Below are 21,643 nucleotides of genomic sequence, written 5' to 3' on the forward strand. Positions count from 1 at the left end.
ATGTCGTGTCAGTAACCGACTTGTGAATTGGTTTGTCAACTGTCAGTGACTGACACTAGCCTCGACGGTATGACTAGTCAGACCACCATCGACACGACGGGACCGGGGGACCGGGCATCGACCGACCCGTCGGGGCCGACCCCGGCCGCGGGGCTGCGCGGCCACCCATGGCTCACCCTCATCACCGTCGCCGTAGGGGTCATGATGGTGGCCCTCGACGGCACCATCGTGGCCATCGCCAACCCGGCCATCCAGAAGGACCTGGGCGCGAGCTTCGCCGACGTCCAGTGGATCACCAACGGCTACTTCCTCGCCCTCGCGGTCTGCCTGATCACCGCGGGCAAGCTCGGTGACCGCTTCGGCCACCGCCAGACCTTCCTGATCGGCGTGACCGGCTTCGCCGCCGCCTCGGGCGCCATCGGCCTGTCCAACAGCATCGCCGCGGTCGTCACCTTCCGGGTCCTGCAGGGCCTGTTCGGCGCGCTGCTGATGCCGGCCGCGCTGGGCCTGCTGCGGGCCACCTTCCCGGCCGAGAAGCTGAACATGGCGATCGGCATCTGGGGCATGGTCATCGGCGCCTCCACCGCGGGCGGCCCGATCCTCGGCGGCGTCCTGGTCGAACACGTCAACTGGCAGTCGGTGTTCTTCATCAACGTGCCGGTCGGCGCCCTCGCCCTGCTGCTGGGCCTGCTGATCCTGCTGGACCACCGCGCGAAGAACGCCCCGCGCTCCTTCGACCTGCCGGGCATCGCCCTGCTCTCCGGCGCGATGTTCTGCCTGGTGTGGGCGCTCATCAAGGCCCCGACCTGGGGCTGGGGCGACGTCAAGACCTGGGGCTTCATCGGCGCCTCGGCGCTGCTCTTCGTCCTGTTCGCGCTCTGGGAGACGCGGGTCGCCGAGCCGCTGATCCCGCTGGGCATGTTCCGCTCGGTCCCGCTGTCCGCGGGTGTCGTCCTGATGGTCCTGATGGCGATCGCCTTCATGGGCGGCCTGTTCTTCGTGACGTTCTACCTGCAGAACGTCCACGGCATGAGCCCCATCGACGCGGGTCTGCACCTGCTTCCGCTCACCGGCATGATGATCGTCGGATCCCCGCTCGCGGGCGCCGCGATCACCAAGCTGGGCCCGCGCATCCCGCTGGCCGGCGGCATGGCGGCCACCGCGGTGGCCATGTACGGCATGTCGACGCTGGAGGCCGACACCAGCAGCGGTGTGATGTCGATCTGGTTCGCCCTGCTGGGCTTCGGCCTTGCGCCGGTCATGGTCGGCGCCACCGAGGTGATCGTGGGCAACGCGCCGATGGAGCTGTCCGGTGTGGCGGGCGGCCTGCAGCAGGCGGCCATGCAGATCGGCGGCAGCCTCGGCACGGCGGTGCTGGGCGCGGTCATGGCCTCCAAGGTCGACAGCGACCTGCCCGGCAACTGGGCCGGCGCGGGACTGCCGAAGCTGACCCCGGAGCAACTCGACCAGGCCTCCGAGGCGGTCCAGGTGGGCGTGGCCCCGGTCGCCAAGGGCATGCCGGAGCAGCTCGTCGCGAAGATCACCTCGGTCGCGCACGACACGTTCATCTCCGGCATGAGCCTCGCCTCCCTCGTCGCGGCCGGCGTGGCGGCGTTCGCGGTCCTCGTCGCGCTGCTCACGAAGCGGGGCCAGAACGCGGAGGCCGGCGCGGGCGTGGGCCACATCTGACCCCGGCTGCCATGCCCGATCCGGGCGGAGTTCGCCCATCAGGGTGACTCCGCTCAAGATCCCTCGCCCCTGGCGCGCGCCGCAGGTCACAGTGGGTCAGGTCCTCCGCAGGGCATGCGGGGGCCGCCGGGCCGCGGCGCGCGCTGCTGGAGGGGGGCAGCGCGCGCAGGTCTGTCCGCGGGAAACCGGGGTACCCGCTTCGTGAGGCCGAACTGTCCATGAGCATCGAGGAGTTGATGATGGCAGGCTTCGGGCACGGAACGCGCGGGTACCCCCGGTCACGCGGCCGTTCGTGGCAGCGGACCGGGCCGGACCGTGCGACGCTCGGGATCATCGGTACGGTCTGCGCGGTCGCCGGATTCTTCGCGCTGGGCATCATCCTCGGCCCGGTGGCGATGTTCTGCGGCTGGCAGTCCATGGGCCGCAAGTGGTCCACCGACCGCAACATCCCGGCCGTGGTCGCCCTCGTCCTGGGCGCGATCGACACCCTGCTGTCCCTCATAGCCCTGGCAGGCGCGGCCACCTGGGGCCACGGCCTCCTCTGACCCGCCCCACCGCAAGCCCGCAGCCCCCGCGCCCCCAGGCCCCGGACTGCGGGCTCTCCCACGTGGCTGCGGGCGTGCGTGCCTCCCCAGTGCCTGAAGGGCCTGGGGGCACCCCCAGGGCGGCACGGGTGGGCGGTGGGGGGTGGCACTCCGCAGGCCCGGGTAAGGGAAACGCCCTGGGCCGGCGTCAGCACCGGACGCCCGGTCAACTCGGCCCACGCACCACGCGACAACACCCGAGCCGATGCAACGGAGCCGAGCCAACACCCGACGAACCCCAGCCGCACAGCCAAACCGCCCCTGGCGGAGCCGCCCCTCACCGCCGCCCCTACCGCCGCTCCCCCTCCCGCTCCCCGGCCAGCCGAGCCACCTCCGCCCGAAGCAGCCGAACCTCCTCCGTGAGCGCGGCGATCGCCTCCGTCTGCCGCCGCTCCTCCACGTCGTCCTTCTCGAACCGCGAGATGAACCACGCCGCGATGTTCGCCGTCACGACACCCAGCAACGCGATCCCGGACAGCATCAGCCCGACCGCGATCATCCGCCCCAGACCGGTGGTCGGCGCGTGGTCCCCGTACCCCACCGTCGTCATCGTCGTGAAGGACCACCACACGGCGTCACCCAGCGTCCTGATGTTCCCGTCCGGCGACTCCCGCTCCACCGAGAGCACCGCGAGCGAGCCGAACATCAGCAACCCGACCACCGAGCCCACGACATACGTCGTCAGCCGGATCTGCGGAGCCATCCGCGCCCGCCGCCCCACGAGCAGCAGCGTGGAGACCATCCGCAGCAGCCGGAGCGGCTGCAGCACCGGCAGCACCACAGCGAACAGGTCGGGCCAGTGCCGCCGCACGAACTCACCGCGCCGGGGCGCGAGCCCCAGCCGCATCAGGTAGTCCACGGCGAAGGCGCCCCACACCACCCACTCCACCCCCGTGCACAGGGCCGTGAGCGAGTGTCCCGCCGAACCGTCCACGATGGGCACGGCGTACGCGACGGCGAAGGCCACGGCCAGCGCCAGCAGCGGCCGTTGTGTGAGCCGCTCCCACCGCGCCTGCGCCGCCTGCGCCGCGTTCGTCTCCATGCCCGCATCGTAGGGAAGACGAAGGGCGGCGGAGTCCATGACTCCGCCGCCCTCACACCCGCGGCCCTGTCACAGGCCGCGCGGTGTCACGCGTCGCCGCCGGCCGCCCCCGGATCCGCCGCCGACACGTCCAGCAGCTGGTAGCGGTCGATGGCCTGCTTCAGCACGGACCGGTCGATCTTGCCGTCCCGGGTCAGCTCGGTCAGCACCGCCACCACGATCGACTGCGCGTCGATGTGGAAGAACCGCCGCGCCGCACCCCGGGTGTCGGCGAATCCGAAGCCGTCCGCGCCCAGGGACTGGTAGGTCCCCGGCACCCAGCGCGCGATCTGGTCCGGGACCGACCGCATCCAGTCGGACACCGCCACGAACGGCCCCTCGGAGTCGCCGAGCTTGCGCGTCACGTACGGCACCCGCTGCTCCTCCTCCGGGTGCAGCAGGTTGTGCTCCTCGCAGGCCACGGCCTCGCGCCGCAGCTCGTTCCACGAGGTCGCCGACCAGACGTCCGCCCTGACGTTCCAGTCCTCGGCCAGGAGCCGCTGCGCCTCCAGCGCCCACGGCACCGCGACACCCGACGCCATGATCTGCGCCGGGATCGAGCCGGCCGTACCCTCGCTCAGCTTGTACACGCCCTTGACGATGCCCTCGGCGTCCACGTTCGCCGGCTCGGCCGGGTGCCGGATGGGCTCGTTGTAGACGGTGAGGTAGTAGAAGACGTCCTCGCCGTGCGGGTGCTCGGCGTCGCCGCCGTACATCCGGCGCAGGCCGTCCTGCACGATGTGCGCGATCTCGTAGCCGTAGGCCGGGTCGTAGGCCACACACGCCGGGTTGGTCGAGGCGAGGAGCTGCGAGTGGCCGTCCGCGTGCTGCAGGCCCTCACCCGTCAGGGTGGTGCGTCCCGCGGTCGCGCCCAGGACGAAGCCGCGCGCGAGCTGGTCCGCCATCTGCCAGAACTGGTCGCCGGTGCGCTGGAAACCGAACATCGAGTAGAAGACGTACACCGGGATCAGCGGCTCGCCGTGCGTGGCGTAGGCCGAGCCGGCCGCGATCAGCGAGGCCGTGCAGCCCGCCTCGGAGATGCCGTCGTGCAGCATCTGGCCGGTCGGCGACTCCTTGTACGCGAGCAGCAGATCGCGGTCGACCGCCTCGTACTGCTGGCCGAGCGGGTTGTAGATCTTCGCGCTCGGGAAGAAGGAGTCCATGCCGAACGTGCGGTACTCGTCCGGCGCGATCAGTACGAACCGCCTGCCGATCTCCTTGTCCCGCATGAGGTCCTTCAGCAGCCGCACGAACGCCATGGTCGTGGCGATGGACTGCTGACCGCTGCCCTTCTTCACGGTCGCGTACGCCTTGTCGTCCGGCAGCGCGAGCGGCTCGGCGCGGACCACCCGCGTCGGCACGTACCCGCCGCACTGCTTGCGGCGGTCGTGCATGTACTGGATCTCCTCGGAGTCGCGCCCCGGGTGGTAGTACGGCGGCGCGCCGGACTCCAGCTCCTTGTCGGAGATCGGCAGGTGCAGCCGGTCGCGGAAGCGCTTGAGGTCGTCGACCGTCAGCTTCTTCATCTGGTGCGTGGCGTTGCGGCCCTCGAAGTTCGGGCCGAGCGTCCACCCCTTGACCGTCTTGGCCAGGATGACCGTCGGCTGGCCCTTGTGCTCCACGGCGGCCTTGAACGCCGCGTAGATCTTCCGGTGGTCGTGACCGCCGCGGCCCAGCATCAGGATCTGGTGGTCGCTCATGTTCTCGACCATCGCGCGCAGCCGGTGGTCGTCGCCGAAGAAGTGGTCGCGGATGTACGCGCCGGTCTCGGTCGCGTAGGTCTGGAACTGGCCGTCCGGAGTGGTGTTCATCTTGTTGACCAGCACACCGTCCCGGTCCTGCGCTAGCAGCGGGTCCCAGGAGCGGTCCCAGATCAGCTTGATCACGTTCCAGCCGGCGCCCCGGAAGACCGACTCCAGCTCCTGGATGATCTTCCCGTTGCCGCGCACCGGGCCGTCAAGGCGCTGCAGGTTGCAGTTGACCACGAAGGTCAGGTTGTCCAGGCCCTCGCGCGCCGCGATGCTCAGCTGGCCGAGCGACTCCGGCTCGTCCATCTCGCCGTCGCCGAGGAACGCCCACACGTGCGACCTGGAGGTGTCGGCGATGCCGCGGGCCTGCATGTAGCGGTTCATCCGCGCCTGGTAGATGGCGCCGAGCGGGCCGAGGCCCATGGAGACCGTGGGGAACTCCCAGAAGTCCGGCATGGAGCGCGGGTGCGGGTAGCTGGACAGGCCGTCGGGGTACTTCGACTTCTCCTGGCGGAAGCCGTCGAGCTGCTTCTCGGAGAGGCGGTCGAGCAGGAACGCGCGCGCGTAGATGCCGGGGGAGGCGTGGCCCTGGAAGAAGACCTGGTCGCCGCCGTCGCCCTCGTCCTTGCCGCGGAAGAAGTGGTTGAAGCCCACGTCGTACAGGGAGGCGGAGGAGGCGAAGGTGGCGATGTGCCCGCCGACGCCGATGCCGGGGCGCTGCGCGCGCGAGACCATCACGGCCGCGTTCCAGCGGGTCGCGTTCAGGATCCTGCGCTCGATCTCCTCGTTGCCGGGGAAGAACGGCTCGGCGCGGGTGGGGATCGTGTTGACGTAGTCCGTGCTGCGCATCTCGGGCACGGCCACGCGCCGCTCGCGGGCCCGCTCGATCAGGCGGAGCATGAGGTACCGGGCCCGCTCCCGGCCGCGTTCGTCGACCGCGGCGTCGAGGGAGTCGAGCCACTCCTGGGTCTCTTCGGGATCGAAGTCAGGAACCTGACTCGGAAGGCCGCCAATGATGATCGGATTGCGATCGGATCCGGAAGCCACGCTGTTCCTTACCTGTCGGAGGGCCACTTTTTCACTCGTGCCTACACCGTTCCCCATCGTGTACCTCGGGAAGGCGTACGTCACCTCTACCGTGGGGTAACCGGCACACAGGATCGGTCAAAACGCAACGATACGCCCGGGGTGTGACAGGCTTGCCAAACTTGTTCGGGAGTCGTTTGACTGGATGATTCCGAAGAGAACAAAGAGGGCAGAACGGTGTGATGTGGGTCACGAGCCTGCGGGACGCGGTGCCGGGAGTTGCGCCGACACGGCCCGGATCGTCACCGTTTCGGCGGTCTGGACGGCCGGGTACTTGCGCGATCGGTCCCGCCCGTGTGGACTACGGCCAATGCTTCGCGCACGCGCGTGGCTGAGATATTCACCAAGACATGATCAGGAGGCAACCCGTGAGCGCGACCGCGGACCACGCGGAGGAGCGGACGAACCCTGCCGCCAGGCTGGGGTTCCAGCCCGGGCAGGTGGTCCAGGAGATCGGCTACGACGACGACGTCGACCAGGAACTCCGCGAGGCCATCGAGGAAGCCGTCGGAGGCGACCTGATGGACGAGGAATATGACGACGTGGCCGACGCCGTCGTGCTGTGGTTCCGCGACGAGGACGGTGATCTCACCGATGCGCTCGTCGATGCCACCACGTACATCGAGGAGGGCGGCGCCATCCTGCTGCTCACGCCGAAGACCGGCCGCAGCGGATACGTGGAGCCGAGCGACATCTCGGAGGCCGCGACGACCGCCGGCCTGACCGCGTCCAAGAGCGTCAGCGTCGGCAAGGACTGGAGCGGCAGCCGTCTGGCGACGCCGAAGGCGGCCAAGTCCAAGAAGTGACCGCCGCCGGGCCGGACCCGAGGGTCCGGCCCGGCCGCCGCGGGCCCCCCGGTGATCGCTGCGTAGGGTGGAGGCGAGCGCTTGCCGCGCTCTGACCCGAACGGTCCACCGAAGGGATGCACGACGATGGCGATCCAGGTCGGCGACAAGGCGCCCGATTTCGAGCTCAAGGACAACCACGGCCGCACCGTCAGCCTCTCCGGCTTCCACGGCGAGAAGAACGTGGTGCTGCTCTTCTACCCCTTCGCCTTCACCGGCGTGTGCACCGGCGAGCTGTGCGAGCTGCGCGACAACCTGCCGAAGTTCGCCGACCGCGACACCCAGCTGCTCGCCGTCTCCAACGACTCGATCCACACCCTGCGCGTCTTCGCCGAGCAGGAGGGCCTCGAGTACCCGCTGCTGAGCGACTTCTGGCCGCACGGCAACGTCTCGCGCGCCTACGGCGTCTTCGACGAGGACAAGGGCTGCGCCGTCCGGGGCACCTTCATCATCGACAAGGAGGGCGTCGTGCGGTGGACCGTGGTCAACGGACTGCCGGACGCCCGGGACCTGAACGAGTACGTGAAGGCGCTCGACACCCTCTGACGCTGCGGGTCCACGGTCTGCGCAGGGCGGGAACCCGTCACTAGGATCGGCACGTTGATCCCATATCCGAAGCACGACGGGGCTTCCCGCCCCTGGACACCACATGGAGGACCCGTGGGAGTCAGCCTCAGCAAGGGCGGCAACGTATCGCTGACGAAGGAGGCCCCGGGCCTGACCGCCGTCATCGTCGGTCTGGGGTGGGACGTGCGCACCACGACCGGCTCCGACTTCGACCTCGACGCCAGCGCGCTGCTGCTGAACAACTCCGGCAAGGTCGCGAGCGACCAGCACTTCGTCTTCTTCAACAACCTCAAGAGCCCCGACGGCTCGGTCGAGCACACCGGCGACAACCTCACCGGTGAGGGCGAGGGCGACGACGAGCAGATCAAGGTGAACCTCGCCGGCGTCCCGACCGACGTCGACAAGATCGTCTTCCCGGTGTCGATCTACGACGCCGAGAACCGCCAGCAGTCCTTCGGCCAGGTGCGCAACGCGTTCATCCGCGTCGTCAACCAGGCCAACCAGCAGGAGATCGCCCGCTACGACCTGAGCGAGGACGCCTCCACCGAGACCGCCATGGTCTTCGGCGAGCTCTACCGGCACGGCGCGGAGTGGAAGTTCCGCGCCATCGGCCAGGGGTACGCCTCCGGTCTGCGCGGCATCGCGCAGGACTTCGGCGTCAACGTCTGACACGCAGGACCGCACCGGCATCGGGCGCCGCACCGTTCACGGGGCGGCGCCTGGGGGTCCCCCTTCGGGGGAGTGCAGGACAACCAAAGAAGCACCGCTAGGGGAGGACCAGCATCATGGGCGTCACGCTCGCCAAGGGAGGCAACGTCTCCCTCTCCAAGGCCGCACCGAACCTCACCAACGTCATGATCGGGCTCGGCTGGGACGCGCGGTCCACCACCGGCGCCCCCTTCGACCTGGACGCCAGTGCCCTGCTGTGCGGCGCCGGGAACCGGGTGCTGGGCGACGAGTGGTTCGTGTTCTACAACCAGCTCACGAGCCCCGACGGCTCGGTCGAGCACACCGGCGACAACCTCACCGGTGAGGGCGAGGGCGACGACGAGTCGATCCTGGTGGACCTGACCAGGGTCCCGCAGCAGTGCGAGAAGATCATCTTCCCCGTCTCGATCCACCTCGCCGACGAGCGCGGCCAGACCTTCGGCCAGGTCTCCAACGCCTTCATCCGCGTGGTCAACCAGGCCGACGGCCAGGAGCTGGCCCGCTACGACCTGAGCGAGGACGCCTCCACCGAGACCGCCATGATCTTCGGCGAGCTGTACCGGTACCAGAGCGAGTGGAAGTTCCGAGCCGTGGGCCAGGGGTACGCGTCGGGTCTGAGGGGCATCGCCCTGGACTTCGGGGTCAACGTCTCCTGACGCACAGCCGCCCGGCCGTACGGCCTCCGCCGCCCGCGGAGGCCGCCCTGGCCGTCCCTCCCGGGGGCGTGCCCCTCTAGACTCGTGGTCAACACTTAGCAAAGCCGAGTACGGCGAGGGGGAAAGTCGCCCCCCAGACGACGTCTGGGAGGTGCCCCCACAACACGATGGGGTAGCCAGTGCTTCTGAAAACCTTCGGCTGGTCGTTCGCGGTCACCGCGCTCGGTCTGGTCGCGGCGGCGTTCTACGGAGGGTGGACCGCCTTCGGCATCGTGGCGATCCTCGCGATCCTCGAGATCTCGCTGTCGTTCGACAACGCGGTGGTCAACGCCGGGATCCTGAAGAAGATGAGCGCCTTCTGGCAGAAGATCTTCCTCACCGTCGGCGTCCTCATCGCCGTCTTCGGCATGCGGCTGGTCTTCCCCGTCGTCATCGTCGCGATCAGCGCCAAGATGGGCCCGGTCAAGGCCGTCGACCTCGCGCTCAACAACAAGGACCGCTACCAGGAACTCGTCACCGACGCCCACCCGGCGATCGCCGCGTTCGGTGGCATGTTCCTGCTGATGATCTTCCTCGACTTCATCTTCGAGGACCGGGACATCCAGTGGCTGCGCTGGATCGAGCGGCCGCTCGCCAAGCTCGGCAAGGTCGACATGCTGTCGGTCTGCATCGCCCTGATCGTCCTGCTCGTCACCGCCTTCACCTTCGCCACCCACGCCCACCAGCACGGCGGCGCCCACGTCGACAAGGCGCAGACGGTCCTGATCGCCGGCATCGCCGGCCTGATCACCTACATGATCGTCGGCGGGCTGTCCGGGTTCTTCGAGGACCGCCTGGAGGAGCAGGAGGAACGCGAGCACGAGGAGGAGGAAGAGGCCGAGCGCACCGGGAAGAAGCGCTCCGCGGTCGTCCTGGCCGGCCAGGCGGCGTTCTTCATGTTCCTCTACCTCGAGGTGCTGGACGCGTCGTTCTCCTTCGACGGTGTGATCGGCGCCTTCGCCATCACCAACGACATCGTCCTGATGGCGCTCGGCCTCGGCATCGGCGCGATGTACGTCCGGTCCCTGACCGTGTACCTGGTCCGCCAGGGCACCCTCGACGACTACGTCTACCTCGAGCACGGCGCCCACTACGCCATCGGCGCCCTCGCCGTGATCCTCATGGTCACCATCCAGTACCAGATCAACGAGGTCATCACCGGCCTCGTCGGCGTCGTCCTGATCGCCTGGTCCTTCTGGTCCTCCGTCCGCCGCAACCGCGCCCTCGCCGCCGCGGGCGAGGGCTCCGACGACAGGGCGGAGGTCTCCTCCGGGGTCTGACGGCCCCGGCGAGCCCCCGGGGCCGCCTCGTCCTGATCAGGCCGGACGAGGCCCCTCAGGGGCAAGATCAGGGACGTGACGGGGTGTGGCGCCCCGCGCGGTGAGGAACGCTTCGAACGGGGCGGCCGACGTGGTCGGCCGCCCCGTCCGGCGTTCGAGACGAGTACCTGGGGGCGGGATGGGATTCTTCGACGGGCTGCGCGGCGGACGCGCCGCCGAGTTCGACTCGGGCAGCGCCGCGAGCAACGCGATCGAGCTGACCCGGCGGCACCAGCAGGTGTCCCTCACCAGACAGGGCGCGGCCACCGGCCACCTCCGCGTCAACCTGACCTGGCGGATGCGGACCTCCGACTTCGACGTCACCCAGCGCACCAGCCTCTTCCGGCACCCCTTCAAGGCGCTGAAACCACCGGAGGTGCTCGGCCACGGGCAGAGCATGGTCAACGTCGACCTCGACCTCGGCTGCCTGTACGAGCTGACCGACGGCACCAAGGGCGTCGTCCAGCCCCTCGGCGGCTACCTCGGCGACGTCAACGCCCCGCCGTACATCAAGCTCAGCGGGGACGACCGGTTCGGCTCGGCGTCCGGCGAGACCATGTACGTCAACCTGGACCACCGCGACGCCATCAAGCGGCTGCTGGTGTTCGTGTACATCTACGACCGCACCCCGGCCTTCGACCGCACGCACGCCATCGTCACGCTCTACCCCAGCAACGGGCCCCGCATCGAGATAGGCCTGGACGAACGGCACCCCCAGGCCCGGTCCTGCGCCGTCGTGATGATCGAGAACGTGAAGGGCGAACTCGTCGTCCGGCGCGAGGTCAAGTTCGTCTACGGCTTCCAGGGCGAACTGGACCGGCTCTACGGATGGGGACTGACCTGGGGGCGGGGCTACAAGTCCAAGGTGGAGCAGTAGCCCCCTACCGGCCGATGAACTGCGGCCCCTGGGGCGGCAGCCGGAAGTCCGGGTCCAGCACGGCCGCCACGGCCGGCTGCGGCTGGGGCGGATAGCCGTAGCCGGCCGTGCCCGAGGCCGGCTGCGGATAGCCGTACGCCGGCTGCCGGGGCGACGCCGTCTGCGGATAGCCGTACGCCGGCTGCGACGGCACCACCGTCGGCTGCTCCGGCGGCAGGGGCTGGGACGTCGTCTCCGGCGGGTCCTGCCGCGGCTCCTCCACCTCCGACTCGTCCACCGAGATGCCGAAGTCCGTGGCCAGGCCCTTCAGGCCGTTCGAGTAGCCCTCACCCAGCGCGCGGAACTTCCAGCCCTCCCCGCGCCGGTACAGCTCACCGCAGATCAGTGCGGTCTCCGCCCCCGTCTCCGGCTTGATCTCGAACTGGGCCAGCGGCTCGCCGTCGGCGACGGCGGCGTCGTACAGCAGGATGCACAGGGCCGGGACCCGGTCGAAGGGGACACCGTCCGCGGACGCGACCAGCAGCACACGGCCGACACCCGGCTCCACACCGGCGAGGTCCGACTGGATCGTGTCGGTCAGGCCCTCCGGGACCCGCTTCTTGCCCAGCCGCCACACCTTCCCCGACGGGTGCCGGGGCTGGTTGTAGAAGACGAAGTCCTCGTCGGAGCGCACACGGCCGTCCCGGCCCAGCAGCAGCGCCGAGGCGTCCACGTCCGGAACCCCCTGCCCGGGCGTCCAGCGCAGCACCGCGCGCACCGTCGTGGCCTCGAGCGGGACGTTCGAACCCTTCAGCATCGCCTGCGTCATGCCGTCATCCTGCCTTCTGGGTCCTGTCCACGACAATGCGGGGTACGGAGGCGCGGACGCGGGCCGGTTACCGGAAGTTCATGTCCGGAGGGAACCTCCGACATCGATCCCTACGTACTATTACCGGCCACCCTTTACCGAATCCGGAGGTCCCACCCGGGACCCTCTAAGGAGCCGTATGCGCCATTTCGGGCACATCGCCCCCGAAGTGCGGAAGCGTCTCTTCCACCAGGAGCCGTGCGAATTCACCGCCGACTCCCCGGCCCGGCTGCTCTCCGCGGCCCTGGGCGCCACGCTGTACAGCCCCGCCACCCGGCCGAGGCTCGCCGACGACATCGTCAGACAGGCCGGCAACGGTGTGATCTCGATGGTGCTGTGCCTGGAGGACTCCATCGGCGACGCGGACGTCGCCGCCGGCGAGGAGAACCTCGTCCGGCAGTTCGCCGACCTCGCCTCCCGCACCGCGACGCAACCGCCCCTGCTCTTCATCCGGGTGCGGGTCCCCGAACAGATCCCCGACCTCGTACGGCGCCTCGGCCCCTCCGTACGCCTGCTGTCCGGCTTCGTCCTGCCCAAGTTCACCGAGGAACGCGGCACCCCCTTCCTGGAGGCCCTCACCCTCGCCGAGGCCGAGAGCGGACGCCGGCTCTTCGCCATGCCCGTCCTCGAATCACCCGAGCTGCTCTACCGCGAGAGCCGCGTGGACACCCTGGAGGGCATCGCCCGCGCGGTCGGCAAGTTCCGCGACCGGGTCCTCGCCCTGCGCCTCGGCGTCACCGACTTCTGCTCCTCCTACGGCCTGCGCCGCGCCCCCGACATGACCGCCTACGACGTCCAGGTCGTCGCCTCCGTGATCGCCGACGTGGTGAACATGCTGGGCCGCGCCGACGGCAGCGGATTCACCGTCACCGGGCCCGTCTGGGAGTACTTCCGCGTCCCCGAGCGCATGTTCAAGCCACAACTGCGCCAGAGCCCCTTCCTGCAAGTGCAGGCCGTGGAACTGCGCGAGAGGCTCATCGAGCACGCGATGGACGGACTGCTCCGGGAGATCTCCCTCGACCAGGCCAACGGCCTGCTCGGCAAGACCTGCATCCACCCCTCCCACGTCCTGCCCGTGCACGCGCTGTCCGTGGTCAGCCACGAGGAGTTCAGCGACGCGGTGGACATCCTCCGGCCGGAACGCGGCGGCGGGGGTGTACTCCGGTCGGCGTACACCAACAAGATGAACGAAGTGAAACCGCACCGCGCCTGGGCCGAACGGACCCTGCTGCGAGCCGAGGTGTTCGGTGTGGCCGGCGAGGACGTCGGCTTCGTCGAACTGCTCACCGCCGGCATACCCGGCTGACCTTCCCAACCCAAGGAACGCATGAACAACGCAGTGAACGACGAGGTCTGGTCCGGCAACTGGGTCGCCGAGCGGCTCGGCGTCGGACTCGAGGGCGACGACGGGCTGCCGGCCCTGCTCGGACTCGCGCTGCGCCGCAACCCCAAGCGGGCCCACCTGCTGGTCTCCAACGTGCTCGGCAAACACGTCCCCCAGTCGCCGTCCGTGGTCTACGGCTACGGCATCCGGCTGGGCCGCCGGGTCCGCGCGCTGCTCGGCGAGGCGCCGGCCGCCTCCGCCGTCGTCCTCGGCTACGCGGAGACCGCCACCGGCCTCGGCCACGCGGTCGCCGACGGCCTGGGCCTCGCCCCCTACCTGCACTCCACCCGCCGCCCCGTGACCGGCGTCGCCCCCGCCGGCGGCTTCGAGGAGTCGCACTCCCACGCCACCTCCCACCTGCTGCTCCCCGTGGACCCCGCCCTGCTGTCCGGCGACGGCCCCCTGGTCCTGGTCGACGACGAGTTCTCCACCGGCAACACCGTCCTCAACACCATCCGCGACCTGCACGCCCGCCATCCGCGCGAGCGGTACGTGGTCGTCGCCCTGGTCGACATGCGCTCACCCGAGGACACCGCGCGCCTGCAGCGGTTCGCCGACGGCATCGGGGCCCGCGTCGACCTGGTCGCCGCGGCCTCCGGCACCGTACGGCTGCCCGACGACGTCCTCGACAGGGGCCGCCGGCTGGTCGCACAGCACGAGACCGCGCCCGACCGCACGCCCGGACCGCCCCGCGGCCGCGTCACCCGCGTCGACCTGCGCTGGCCCCAAGGCCTGCCCGACGGCGGCCGGCACGGCTTCACCCCCGCGCACCGCGCCCGCCTGGAGACCGCCCTGCCCGCCATGGCGGCCCGGATCGCCGAAGCGCTGCCCACCGGCGCCCGGCGCGTCCTGGTCCTCGGCTTCGAGGAACTCATGTACGCCCCGCTGCGCCTAGCCCGCGAACTGGAACAGGTCGCCCCGGACACCCAGGTGCGCTTCTCCACCACCACCCGCTCACCCGTCCTCGCCGTCGACGACCCCGGCTACGCGATCCGCACCCGCCTGGTCTTCCCCGCCCACGACGACCCGGCCGACGGCCCCGGCGAGCGGTACGCCTACAACGTCGCGGACGCCGGCTTCGACACCGTCGTCGCCGTGGTCGACTCCGTCGCCGACACCCCCGCACTGCACGCCGGAGACGGCCTCCTGGCCCGCCTCGCCGCGCACACCCCGCACGTCCTGCTCGCCGTCGTCCCCTCCCACGTCCCCGCACCGCGCGCCACCACCCCCGAAAGGCCGGCCATGCTGCCCGAGCCCCTCCGCGGCCCCGCCTTCTCCTCGTACGCGCCCGACGAGGTCGGCTGGCTGCTGCAGGACCTCTCCGACGTCACCCTCGAGGCGCCGACCGAGGAACGCGAGGAGGCCATCCAGAGCGGCGGGGCCCACTACGCCGAGTCACTCCCCGTGGAGTACCAGCCCAGCGAGCAGTACCAGCAGCTCTTCCACGCCGCCCTGGACACCTCGGCCGCCCGCATCGCCAAGGCCGTCGGAGTCGTCACCGAAACCGTCATGAGCGAGCGGTCCCCCCGCCCCGTACTGGTCTCGCTCGCCCGCGCCGGCACCCCCGTCGGCGTCCTGATGCGCCGCTGGGCCCAGTTCCGGCACGGCCTCGACCTCCCGCACTACGCCGTCTCCATCGTCCGCGGCCGCGGCATCGACGCCAACGCGCTGCGCTGGCTGGCCGCCCACCACGACCCCCGGGACGTCGTCTTCGTCGACGGCTGGACCGGCAAGGGCGCCATCGCCCGCGAACTCGCCCAGGCGACAGCGGAGTTCGAGAAGGCCGAAGGCATCACCGGGTTCGACCCGGAGATCGCCGTACTCGCCGACCCGGGCTCCTGCGTACGCACCTACGGCACCCGCGAGGACTTCCTGATCCCCTCCGCCTGCCTCAACTCCACGGTCTCCGGCCTGATCTCCCGCACGGTCCTGCGCGCCGACCTGGTCGGACCCGACGACTTCCACGGCGCGAAGTTCTACCGCGAACTCGCCGGCGCCGACGTCTCCACGGCCTTCCTGGACGCCGTCCGCGCCCGCTTCCAGGAAGTCGCCGACACCGTCGACAGCGCCGTCAAGGAGCTGATCACCGAGGACCGCACCCCCAGCTGGGCCGGCTGGCGGGCCGTCGAACGCATCAGCGAGGAGTACGGCATCCACGACGTGAACCTCGTCAAACCCGGCGTCGGCGAGACCACCCGGGTACTGCTGCGCCGAGTCCCCTGGAAGATCCTCGCCAAGGCCGGCGCCGGACCCGACCTGGACCATGTGCGCCTGCTCGCCGAACAGCGCGGCGTACCGGTCGAGGAGGTCGGCGAACTGCCCTACACCTGCGTCGGACTCATCCACCCCAAGTACACCCGGGGCGCCACCGGCGCCGACGGCCGGGCGGTGAACGCCTGATGCCGGTACTGGTGGCGAGCGACCTCGACCGCACACTGATCTACTCCGCCGCGGCCCTGGCCCTGACCATGCCCGACGCGCGCGCCCCACGCCTGCTCTGCGTGGAGGTCCACGAGAGCAGACCGCTGTCCTACATGACCGAGACGGCCGCCCAACTGCTCACCGACCTCGGCGACGCGGCCGTCTTCGTGCCCACCACCACCCGCACCCGCAAGCAGTACCAGCGCATCAACCTGCCCGGCCCGGAGCCCGCCTACGCGATCTGCGCCAACGGCGGACACCTGCTGGTCGACGGCGCCACGGACCACGACTGGCACGCGCGCGTACTGGCCCGCCTCGCCGACGAGTGCGCACCGCTGGAGGAGATCCGCGAACACCTGATGCGCACCGCCGACCCCGTCTGGGTACGCAAGCACCGCGTCGCCGAGGACCTCTTCGCCTACCTCGTCGTCGAGCGCGAACTGCTCCCCGAGGACTGGGTCAAGGAACTGGCCGCCTGGGCGGAGAACCGCGGCTGGACGGTCTCCCTCCAGGGCCGCAAGATCTACGCCGTACCCAAGCCGCTCACCAAGAGCGCGGCCGTACGCGAGGTCGCCCGGCGCACCGGAGCGGAGCTGACCCTGGCGGCCGGAGACTCCCTCCTGGACGCCGACCTGCTCCTCGCCGCCGACCGGGGCTGGCGGCCCGGACACGGCGAACTGGCCGAAACCCAGTGGACCGCGCCGGCCATCACCGCCCTGCCCGAGCGGGGCGTGCTGGCCGGCGAACGGATCACCCGGGAGTTCCTGCGGGCCGCCCGCGGCGGGACCACGGCCGGCCAGGCCCGCTGATCAGCCGCAGCAGCCCCCACCGCAGCACCCGCCGCCACCCGCGCTCGGCGCCGCGGCCGGAGCGCCGGCCGTGCCGCCGACGGCCACCGTCGACAGCAGCTTCACCGTGTCGTCATGGCCCGCGGGGCAGGCGGCGGGGGCGGCGGACTCCGCCATCGGACGGCTCAGTTCGAAAGTGTCGCCGCAGGTACGGCAGCGGTACTCATAGCGAGGCATGCGCCCAGAGTAACCGGCGCCGGCCCGGACTCACCCCAGGCCGGGGCGGTCCGGCCGGCCCTCCTCCTCGCCCGGCAGCGGCATCGTCACCGGCGGGGTGCCGGTCGCGTGCTCACGCCCAGGAGGCTCCGTCGCCGGATCGGGGTGACGGGCCCGGTAATACGGATTGTCGGGCGGCAGGGTCGAACCGACTCTGCCGTACATGCCGAAGGTCATCAGCAGCAGACCCACGACGAAACTGAAGAGCACGTTCTGGATCTTGAACGCCAGGAAGTTGTAGTCGCTGTCCAGCAGAGCGAGGTTCAGGAAGCCGTTCAGCAGGAACAGCACCCCGAACACCATGTTCAGTGTGGACGCCACGTTCCCGCCGATCACCATGCCGGCCAGCAGGATCACCCCGACCACGATGGACAGCACACTCAGCGTGCCGTTGGTGTTCAGCCCGATGACCTGGTCACCGCCGGTGCTGAAGAAGCCGATCTCGTCCATCACCCCCAGGATGCCGAAGACCAGCAGGAACGCGCCGATCAGGCCCGCCCCGACGCGGTAGACCGTGTTCAGCCGGTGGTCGACGGGCAAGTGCTCGTCGAACCGGATCTGCCGTCGAGGCCTCGTGTGCACTGAGTGTGTGGCCATGTGTCCGCCTCCTCCGGGCGCTAGCGGAGGCCATCCGTCCATCCAGCATCCGCCACCACATCCCGAACCGCTACCACAAACGGATCAGCGCTCGCCGGCTCCCCGGGCACAGGACCGCCCGACACGCCCCGGCGGAGCGGCCGGCACCGGGTGTCCGGAGCCGTAACCGGCGCCCGGCGCTTCGGTGGGGCGTGTCGGCGCTGCGGCGGGGCAACCCGTGACCGGCGCCCGGCTTCATCACCGGCGTCCGGCACTGCGGCCGGCACCGGGTGTCCGGAGCCGCAACCGGCGCCCGGCCCTTCGGCGGGGCGGCCGGCGCTCGGCGGTGCGGCGGGGCAACCTGTGACCGGCACACGGCGCCCCACCGGCGCGGCCGGCGCTGTGGCCCGAAGTCGTTGCCGGCGACCGGCGCTCCGCGGCGGTTCAGCGGCCCGTGCCGCCCCCGCGTTCCTCGCGGATCCGCGACACCACACCGGCGACCGTCTGCCGCACCGCCTCCGTCTCCGTCAGGAAGTGCCAGTAGTCGGGATGCCGGCCCTCCAGCGACCCGACCGCCCGCTCCAGCCGGCCCACCGCGTCGTCCAGCGGGCGCGCATGCCGCGGATCCGGCGTCGTACGCCCCGTCATGGCCAGCCGCTGGGCGTCCCGGATCGCGAACCGGGTCCGCTCGATCTCCGCCTGCGGATCCTTCTGCACGGCGTTCAGCCGGGCCAGCCGGTCACCCGCGGCCGACACGGCCTCGTCGGTGCTGTTCAGCAGCGCCCGCACCGTCGACAGCAGCGACGTCGCGTCCGGCCACCGCTGCGCCTCCCGCGCCGCCTGCGCCTCGCGCAGCTTCAGTTCGGCCTGCCGCACGTTCTGCGCGGCCTGCGCGGGCACCTGCTGCAGATCCTGCCAGCACGCGGCCGCGAACCGCCGCCGCAGCTCGCTCAGCACCGGATCGACCTGCCCGGCCCGCGTGGTCAGCGCCTGCGCGCGGGTGCGCAGGCTGACCAGCCGGTGGTCGATCTCCGCCGCCCGCTCCGGCAGCCGCTCGGCCTCGGCCCGGATCGCGGCGGCCTCCCGCTGCACCCGCTCGGCCCGCTCCAGCGTCTGCGCCACCCCGTGCTGCCCGGCGCCCTGGTTCAGCCTCGTCAGCTCCGGGGACAGCGCGGCCAGCCGGGCGGCGAGATCGTCCGCCCCCAGCCCCTTCTCACGCACGGCGTCCAGCGCGTTGCTCGCGCCCAGCAGTGCCTGCCGGGCCCGCTCCACGGCCGGGGCGAGCCGGGCGAGCTGTGTCTCGGCCTTGCCCAGCAGCGGCCCCAGCGAGCTGCCGAAACGGTCCAGCTCCTGCTTCACCCGGACCAGTTCGTCCTTGGCGGCGGTCAGCTCGCCACGCGCCCGGGCGGCCGTGGCCGCCTCCAGACCGTCGCGGTCCAGGTCATGGGCGTCCACGGCCTGGATGTACTGCTGACTGGCCTCGTCGATCCGCGTGCCGAGCGCCGCGAAGTCGGCGACCGCGCGCCGGGCGGCGGGGGAGTCGTCGACGGCCGTGATGGTCTCCACCGAGATCCTCAGATCCCGCTGGGCGGTGTCCAGTTCGTAGAACGCGGCCGCCGCGGCGTCCTTCGCGGCCTGTGCCTCGGCCCGCTGGCTCTCCGCCCGCCCGCCGAACCACCGCCGGGTACCGCCCCCGGCGAACGCGGCCGGCAGCACTAGCGCGACCACCACCGGCACACTGATCAGCGTCAGGACGTCACGCACCCCGGACCCACGCCGGGTCCGTCCGGTCGGCGACGGCGGGTACGACTGCGTGGATGGCGTGCCCGGTGTCGCCGTCACATCCCTCTCCCGTGCTGTGATCCGCCCTGCCTGCTGTCATTCTCCCACCTGTTGAAGACGAACACACGAGCCGATCAGTTCGCCGCACACCCGGTGACTTCCACTCCGTCACCTACGGCGGGCCGCCTGGAACGCACACCGGGCAGGGGCTCCGTTCGAGCCGGGGCGAGCCGCCTGCCTGCCCACACGCCCGCGCGGGCTTGCAGGGCCGCCACCGGGACAATGTAGGCTGTCGACTCATTCCAGGGTGCGTAGCTCAGGGGTAGAGCGCCTGCCTTACAAGCAGGATGTCGGCGGTTCGAAACCGTCCGCGCCCACCAGTGGATGTGAGAAGGCCCAGCCCCCACGTGGGGGCTGGGCCTTCTCACGTCGGGTGGTGGTTGGCCCCGACGTACGTGGGCCCCGGCGGGCCCGCGGCCGTGCGCGTCAGCCCTCCGTTCGTTCCCTCTCGGGTGTCCCGTGGGCGTGCTTCAGCCCGCTGCGGGCGTTCACGCGGTCCGGGCCGGTGAGGGCTGCCCAGTGGCGGTGGGTGCTGACGAACACCGCGAGCTCGTGCTCCCGCCGCCGCAGCTTCTCCACCTCGGCCTGTTCGTCCTCCGTCCAGCCGGGGGACGCGGGCCGCTCGATCTTGCGCCACCCGTTGTCGTCGCTGAAGCCGTCCAGCGGCTCGACCGACCAGGGGAGCCGCCTCAGCAGGGCCGACAGCTCGGCCCGTACCTGGTGCAGCTCTTCCTGGCCGGCGAGCAGATCACTCGGAAACTCATAGGACGTACCCACACGGCAATGGTACGCCTGTTCGATTTTGAGTAGCGAGGCCGTTCGTGAGGTTCAGTCGAACGAGTGATCGGCTCAGAGGCCGCCGCCGCGCAGTTCCCCGACGATGCGCGCCGCCACCGGCACCGGTACGCCGTGCCGGGCCGCCGCGCGCAGCAGCGCCCCGCCGATGGCGTCGACTTCGAGCGGGCGTCCCGCCTCGGCGTCGCGCTGCATGGAGGACCTGGTGGCGGCCGGGAAGGCGGCGTACCGGGCGAGGGCTGCGGCCGGGTCGGCGGGGGCGCCGCAGGCGCGGCTGACGGCGGCCGTCTCGGCGACGAGCGAGCGCAGTTCACCGTCGTACCGGTCGCGCACCTCGCCGAGGGGGAGGCCGTAGCGCGTGGTGAGCAGGGCGAGGGGCGCGAGGAACGCCATCTTCGCCCACAGTGCCGCCGTCTCGTCCTCGACGACCCGGGTGGCGGGGCCGGCCGCCGACAGGGTCGCGGCGAGGGCGTCCAGGCGGGCCCGGGGCGCGGTGTCGCCGGCCAGGTCGATCTCCATGAAGGGACTGCCGTGTTCGATCACGCCCGGCGCGGTCCGGGTCGACTCCACCCGGATCACCGCCGGGGCGACGAGGGCGGGGCGGTAGCGGGCGCGCAGGGCCGCGGGGTGTTCGACGCCGTTGAGGAACGGTACGAGGAGGGCGTCGCCGAGCGCGGCGGCCGGGACGCGGGCGAGGGCGTCGTCGAGGCCGGTGTGCTTGACGGTGACGAGGCAGGCGTCCACCGGTTCGCGCAGTTCGGTGTCGGCCTCCACGGGTGCGGTGAAGTCTCCGAACCGGCGGCTGCGGACCTGGATGCCGTCGGTGCGCAGGGTGTCGGCCGTGTCCTTGCGGGCCAGGCAGATGACGCGGTGCCCGGAGCGGGAGAGCAGGGCGGCGATGAGACCGCCGACGCCGCCGGGGCCCAGTACGGCCACGGTCGGTCCGGTGTGCTCCGGGCGCTGGGTCCGGGCGGACGTTGCGGTCCGCTCGGAGCCTTCTGCCTGCCCGGCTCCGGCGGTCCGCTGGAGGTCGCCGGTCCGCCGGGGACCGTGGGTCTGATCGGTCGTCTCGGCGTGCTGCTTCGTCATGAGGGGATCCTCTCGCCGGTCGGCCCCGGGGGTCGGTGGCCGCCTTCGGCGTGATCCTCGCAGGGGTGGGAGCGGTGCGTGAGACTGGGGGCATGTGCCGGAGTATCAAGACGTTGCGTCCGCCCGCGCTGCCCGACGAGGCCACCGAGGACGACATCCACGCCGCCGCGCTTCAGTACGTGCGGAAGGTCTCGGGGTTCCGGGCGCCCGCCGCTCACAACCGCGAGGTGTTCGAACGGGCGGTGGAGGCCGTGGCGGAGGCCACGGCGGAGCTGCTCGGGGGGCTTGAGGTGCGGGGGCGGGCCGTGCGGACGGCGGCGGAGTAGGCGCTCGCGTTCCTGGGCGACCCGGGCGGCGGGGGAGAGGCCGCTCGGGTGTGCCGTGCTGCCCGCGTCGGGGTCGGGGCCGGGGGTGGGGGTGGGTGGT

General features: G+C 71.1%; 20 protein-coding genes and 1 tRNA gene. 13 read left to right on the forward strand and 8 right to left on the reverse strand.

Going from position 1 to position 21,643, the window contains the following annotated elements:
• The first annotated feature begins 69 nt into the window (after positions 1-69).
• Both ACFQ9Z_RS05310 and ACFQ9Z_RS05315 read left to right on the forward strand, forming a co-directional pair.
• On the forward strand, positions 70-1,689 hold the full coding sequence (locus ACFQ9Z_RS05310; RefSeq protein ID WP_383010954.1) for an MFS transporter: 1,620 nt from the start codon (positions 70-72) through the stop codon (positions 1,687-1,689).
• 236 nt (positions 1,690-1,925) lie between these two features.
• Positions 1,926-2,234 (forward strand): small hydrophobic protein, encoded by a 309-nt coding sequence (locus ACFQ9Z_RS05315; RefSeq protein WP_174266320.1) that lies wholly within the window; start codon positions 1,926-1,928, stop codon positions 2,232-2,234.
• A 328-nt stretch (positions 2,235-2,562) separates the two neighbouring features.
• Here ACFQ9Z_RS05315 and ACFQ9Z_RS05320 read toward each other — a convergent pair whose 3' ends face one another.
• Positions 2,563-3,315 (reverse strand): potassium channel family protein, encoded by a 753-nt coding sequence (locus ACFQ9Z_RS05320; protein ID WP_143631893.1) that lies wholly within the window; start codon positions 3,313-3,315, stop codon positions 2,563-2,565.
• Between the two features lie 86 nt (positions 3,316-3,401).
• Positions 3,402-6,149, reverse strand: a complete 2,748-nt coding sequence (gene aceE / locus ACFQ9Z_RS05325) for a pyruvate dehydrogenase (acetyl-transferring), homodimeric type (protein ID WP_383010958.1) — start codon at positions 6,147-6,149, stop codon at positions 3,402-3,404.
• 407 nt (positions 6,150-6,556) lie between these two features.
• Between aceE and ACFQ9Z_RS05330 the strand changes: the two genes are divergently transcribed.
• The 6 genes from ACFQ9Z_RS05330 to ACFQ9Z_RS05355 all read left to right on the forward strand — a co-directional run bounded on the left by ACFQ9Z_RS05330 (position 6,557) and on the right by ACFQ9Z_RS05355 (position 11,199).
• Positions 6,557-6,994: a DUF3052 domain-containing protein gene (locus tag ACFQ9Z_RS05330; RefSeq protein WP_174266299.1), complete on the forward strand. Its 438-nt coding sequence runs from the start codon at positions 6,557-6,559 to the stop codon at positions 6,992-6,994.
• A gap of 126 nt (positions 6,995-7,120) precedes the next feature.
• Positions 7,121-7,579, forward strand: coding sequence for a peroxiredoxin (locus tag ACFQ9Z_RS05335; protein ID WP_383010962.1), 459 nt, complete (start codon positions 7,121-7,123; stop codon positions 7,577-7,579).
• Positions 7,580-7,693: 114 nt separating this feature from the next.
• Positions 7,694-8,269, forward strand: coding sequence for a TerD family protein (locus ACFQ9Z_RS05340; RefSeq protein WP_383010965.1), 576 nt, complete (start codon positions 7,694-7,696; stop codon positions 8,267-8,269).
• A 116-nt stretch (positions 8,270-8,385) separates the two neighbouring features.
• On the forward strand, positions 8,386-8,964 hold the full coding sequence (locus ACFQ9Z_RS05345) for a TerD family protein (protein ID WP_383010968.1): 579 nt from the start codon (positions 8,386-8,388) through the stop codon (positions 8,962-8,964).
• A gap of 179 nt (positions 8,965-9,143) precedes the next feature.
• Positions 9,144-10,283: a DUF475 domain-containing protein gene (locus tag ACFQ9Z_RS05350; RefSeq protein ID WP_383010971.1), complete on the forward strand. Its 1,140-nt coding sequence runs from the start codon at positions 9,144-9,146 to the stop codon at positions 10,281-10,283.
• 178 nt (positions 10,284-10,461) lie between these two features.
• Positions 10,462-11,199: a Tellurium resistance gene (locus tag ACFQ9Z_RS05355; protein ID WP_383010974.1), complete on the forward strand. Its 738-nt coding sequence runs from the start codon at positions 10,462-10,464 to the stop codon at positions 11,197-11,199.
• Between the two features lie 4 nt (positions 11,200-11,203).
• Here ACFQ9Z_RS05355 and ACFQ9Z_RS05360 read toward each other — a convergent pair whose 3' ends face one another.
• Positions 11,204-12,007 carry a TerD family protein gene (locus ACFQ9Z_RS05360; RefSeq protein ID WP_383010977.1) on the reverse strand — a complete coding sequence of 268 codons (804 nt, stop codon included), beginning with the start codon at positions 12,005-12,007 and terminating at the stop codon, positions 11,204-11,206.
• 178 nt (positions 12,008-12,185) lie between these two features.
• Between ACFQ9Z_RS05360 and ACFQ9Z_RS05365 the strand changes: the two genes are divergently transcribed.
• Genes ACFQ9Z_RS05365 through ACFQ9Z_RS05375 form a run of 3 tightly spaced genes read left to right on the forward strand, consistent with a single transcriptional unit; the run spans position 12,186 to position 16,660 of the window.
• The gene (locus tag ACFQ9Z_RS05365) at positions 12,186-13,352 is read left to right on the forward strand and encodes an HpcH/HpaI aldolase/citrate lyase family protein (RefSeq protein ID WP_383010980.1); all 1,167 of its coding nucleotides are present in this window, start codon (positions 12,186-12,188) and stop codon (positions 13,350-13,352) included.
• A gap of 21 nt (positions 13,353-13,373) precedes the next feature.
• Positions 13,374-15,830 carry a phosphoribosyltransferase gene (locus ACFQ9Z_RS05370; protein WP_383010983.1) on the forward strand — a complete coding sequence of 819 codons (2,457 nt, stop codon included), beginning with the start codon at positions 13,374-13,376 and terminating at the stop codon, positions 15,828-15,830.
• Complete coding sequence (locus ACFQ9Z_RS05375; RefSeq protein ID WP_383010986.1) at positions 15,830-16,660, forward strand: HAD family hydrolase; 831 nt, start codon at positions 15,830-15,832, stop codon at positions 16,658-16,660. The genes ACFQ9Z_RS05370 and ACFQ9Z_RS05375 overlap by 1 nt, the downstream gene beginning before the upstream one ends.
• On the opposite strand, the gene ACFQ9Z_RS05380 is transcribed toward ACFQ9Z_RS05375, so the two are convergent.
• From ACFQ9Z_RS05380 to ACFQ9Z_RS05390, 3 genes are all read right to left on the reverse strand, one after another.
• Positions 16,661-16,876, reverse strand: a complete 216-nt coding sequence (locus ACFQ9Z_RS05380) for a zinc ribbon domain-containing protein (protein WP_383010989.1) — start codon at positions 16,874-16,876, stop codon at positions 16,661-16,663. It abuts the gene before it with no gap.
• A gap of 30 nt (positions 16,877-16,906) precedes the next feature.
• The gene (locus ACFQ9Z_RS05385; RefSeq protein ID WP_383010992.1) at positions 16,907-17,512 is read right to left on the reverse strand and encodes a DUF4383 domain-containing protein; all 606 of its coding nucleotides are present in this window, start codon (positions 17,510-17,512) and stop codon (positions 16,907-16,909) included.
• A gap of 423 nt (positions 17,513-17,935) precedes the next feature.
• The gene (locus ACFQ9Z_RS05390) at positions 17,936-19,333 is read right to left on the reverse strand and encodes a hypothetical protein (RefSeq protein ID WP_383010995.1); all 1,398 of its coding nucleotides are present in this window, start codon (positions 19,331-19,333) and stop codon (positions 17,936-17,938) included.
• 245 nt (positions 19,334-19,578) lie between these two features.
• Between ACFQ9Z_RS05390 and ACFQ9Z_RS05395 the strand changes: the two genes are divergently transcribed.
• Positions 19,579-19,653 (forward strand) — tRNA-Val (locus tag ACFQ9Z_RS05395).
• A gap of 106 nt (positions 19,654-19,759) precedes the next feature.
• On the opposite strand, the gene ACFQ9Z_RS05400 is transcribed toward ACFQ9Z_RS05395, so the two are convergent.
• Both ACFQ9Z_RS05400 and ACFQ9Z_RS05405 read right to left on the reverse strand, forming a co-directional pair.
• On the reverse strand, positions 19,760-20,110 hold the full coding sequence (locus ACFQ9Z_RS05400; RefSeq protein ID WP_383010998.1) for a hypothetical protein: 351 nt from the start codon (positions 20,108-20,110) through the stop codon (positions 19,760-19,762).
• 72 nt (positions 20,111-20,182) lie between these two features.
• Complete coding sequence (locus ACFQ9Z_RS05405) at positions 20,183-21,217, reverse strand: ketopantoate reductase family protein (protein ID WP_383011001.1); 1,035 nt, start codon at positions 21,215-21,217, stop codon at positions 20,183-20,185.
• A 92-nt stretch (positions 21,218-21,309) separates the two neighbouring features.
• On the opposite strand from ACFQ9Z_RS05405, the gene ACFQ9Z_RS05410 reads away from it, so the two are divergent.
• Positions 21,310-21,543 (forward strand): DUF2277 domain-containing protein, encoded by a 234-nt coding sequence (locus tag ACFQ9Z_RS05410; protein WP_143631842.1) that lies wholly within the window; start codon positions 21,310-21,312, stop codon positions 21,541-21,543.
• The last annotated feature ends 100 nt before the right edge of the window (positions 21,544-21,643 follow it).

The organism is Streptomyces sp. NPDC056580 (assembly GCF_042793175.1).
Taxonomy (GTDB): Bacteria; Actinomycetota; Actinomycetes; order Streptomycetales; family Streptomycetaceae; genus Streptomyces.

Coding starts and splice junctions, on each gene's coding strand:
- ACFQ9Z_RS05310 (WP_383010954.1), top strand. CDS start 70: ATGACTAGTCAGACCACCATCGACACGACGGGACCGGGGGACCGGGCA.
- ACFQ9Z_RS05315 (WP_174266320.1), top strand. CDS start 1,926: ATGATGGCAGGCTTCGGGCACGGAACGCGCGGGTACCCCCGGTCACGC.
- ACFQ9Z_RS05320 (WP_143631893.1), bottom strand. CDS start 3,315: ATGGAGACGAACGCGGCGCAGGCGGCGCAGGCGCGGTGGGAGCGGCTC.
- ACFQ9Z_RS05335 (WP_383010962.1), top strand. CDS start 7,121: ATGGCGATCCAGGTCGGCGACAAGGCGCCCGATTTCGAGCTCAAGGAC.
- ACFQ9Z_RS05345 (WP_383010968.1), top strand. CDS start 8,386: ATGGGCGTCACGCTCGCCAAGGGAGGCAACGTCTCCCTCTCCAAGGCC.
- ACFQ9Z_RS05355 (WP_383010974.1), top strand. CDS start 10,462: ATGGGATTCTTCGACGGGCTGCGCGGCGGACGCGCCGCCGAGTTCGAC.
- ACFQ9Z_RS05360 (WP_383010977.1), bottom strand. CDS start 12,007: ATGACGCAGGCGATGCTGAAGGGTTCGAACGTCCCGCTCGAGGCCACG.
- ACFQ9Z_RS05365 (WP_383010980.1), top strand. CDS start 12,186: ATGCGCCATTTCGGGCACATCGCCCCCGAAGTGCGGAAGCGTCTCTTC.
- ACFQ9Z_RS05370 (WP_383010983.1), top strand. CDS start 13,374: ATGAACAACGCAGTGAACGACGAGGTCTGGTCCGGCAACTGGGTCGCC.
- ACFQ9Z_RS05375 (WP_383010986.1), top strand. CDS start 15,830: ATGCCGGTACTGGTGGCGAGCGACCTCGACCGCACACTGATCTACTCC.
- ACFQ9Z_RS05380 (WP_383010989.1), bottom strand. CDS start 16,876: ATGCCTCGCTATGAGTACCGCTGCCGTACCTGCGGCGACACTTTCGAA.
- ACFQ9Z_RS05385 (WP_383010992.1), bottom strand. CDS start 17,512: ATGGCCACACACTCAGTGCACACGAGGCCTCGACGGCAGATCCGGTTC.
- ACFQ9Z_RS05405 (WP_383011001.1), bottom strand. CDS start 21,217: ATGACGAAGCAGCACGCCGAGACGACCGATCAGACCCACGGTCCCCGG.
- ACFQ9Z_RS05410 (WP_143631842.1), top strand. CDS start 21,310: ATGTGCCGGAGTATCAAGACGTTGCGTCCGCCCGCGCTGCCCGACGAG.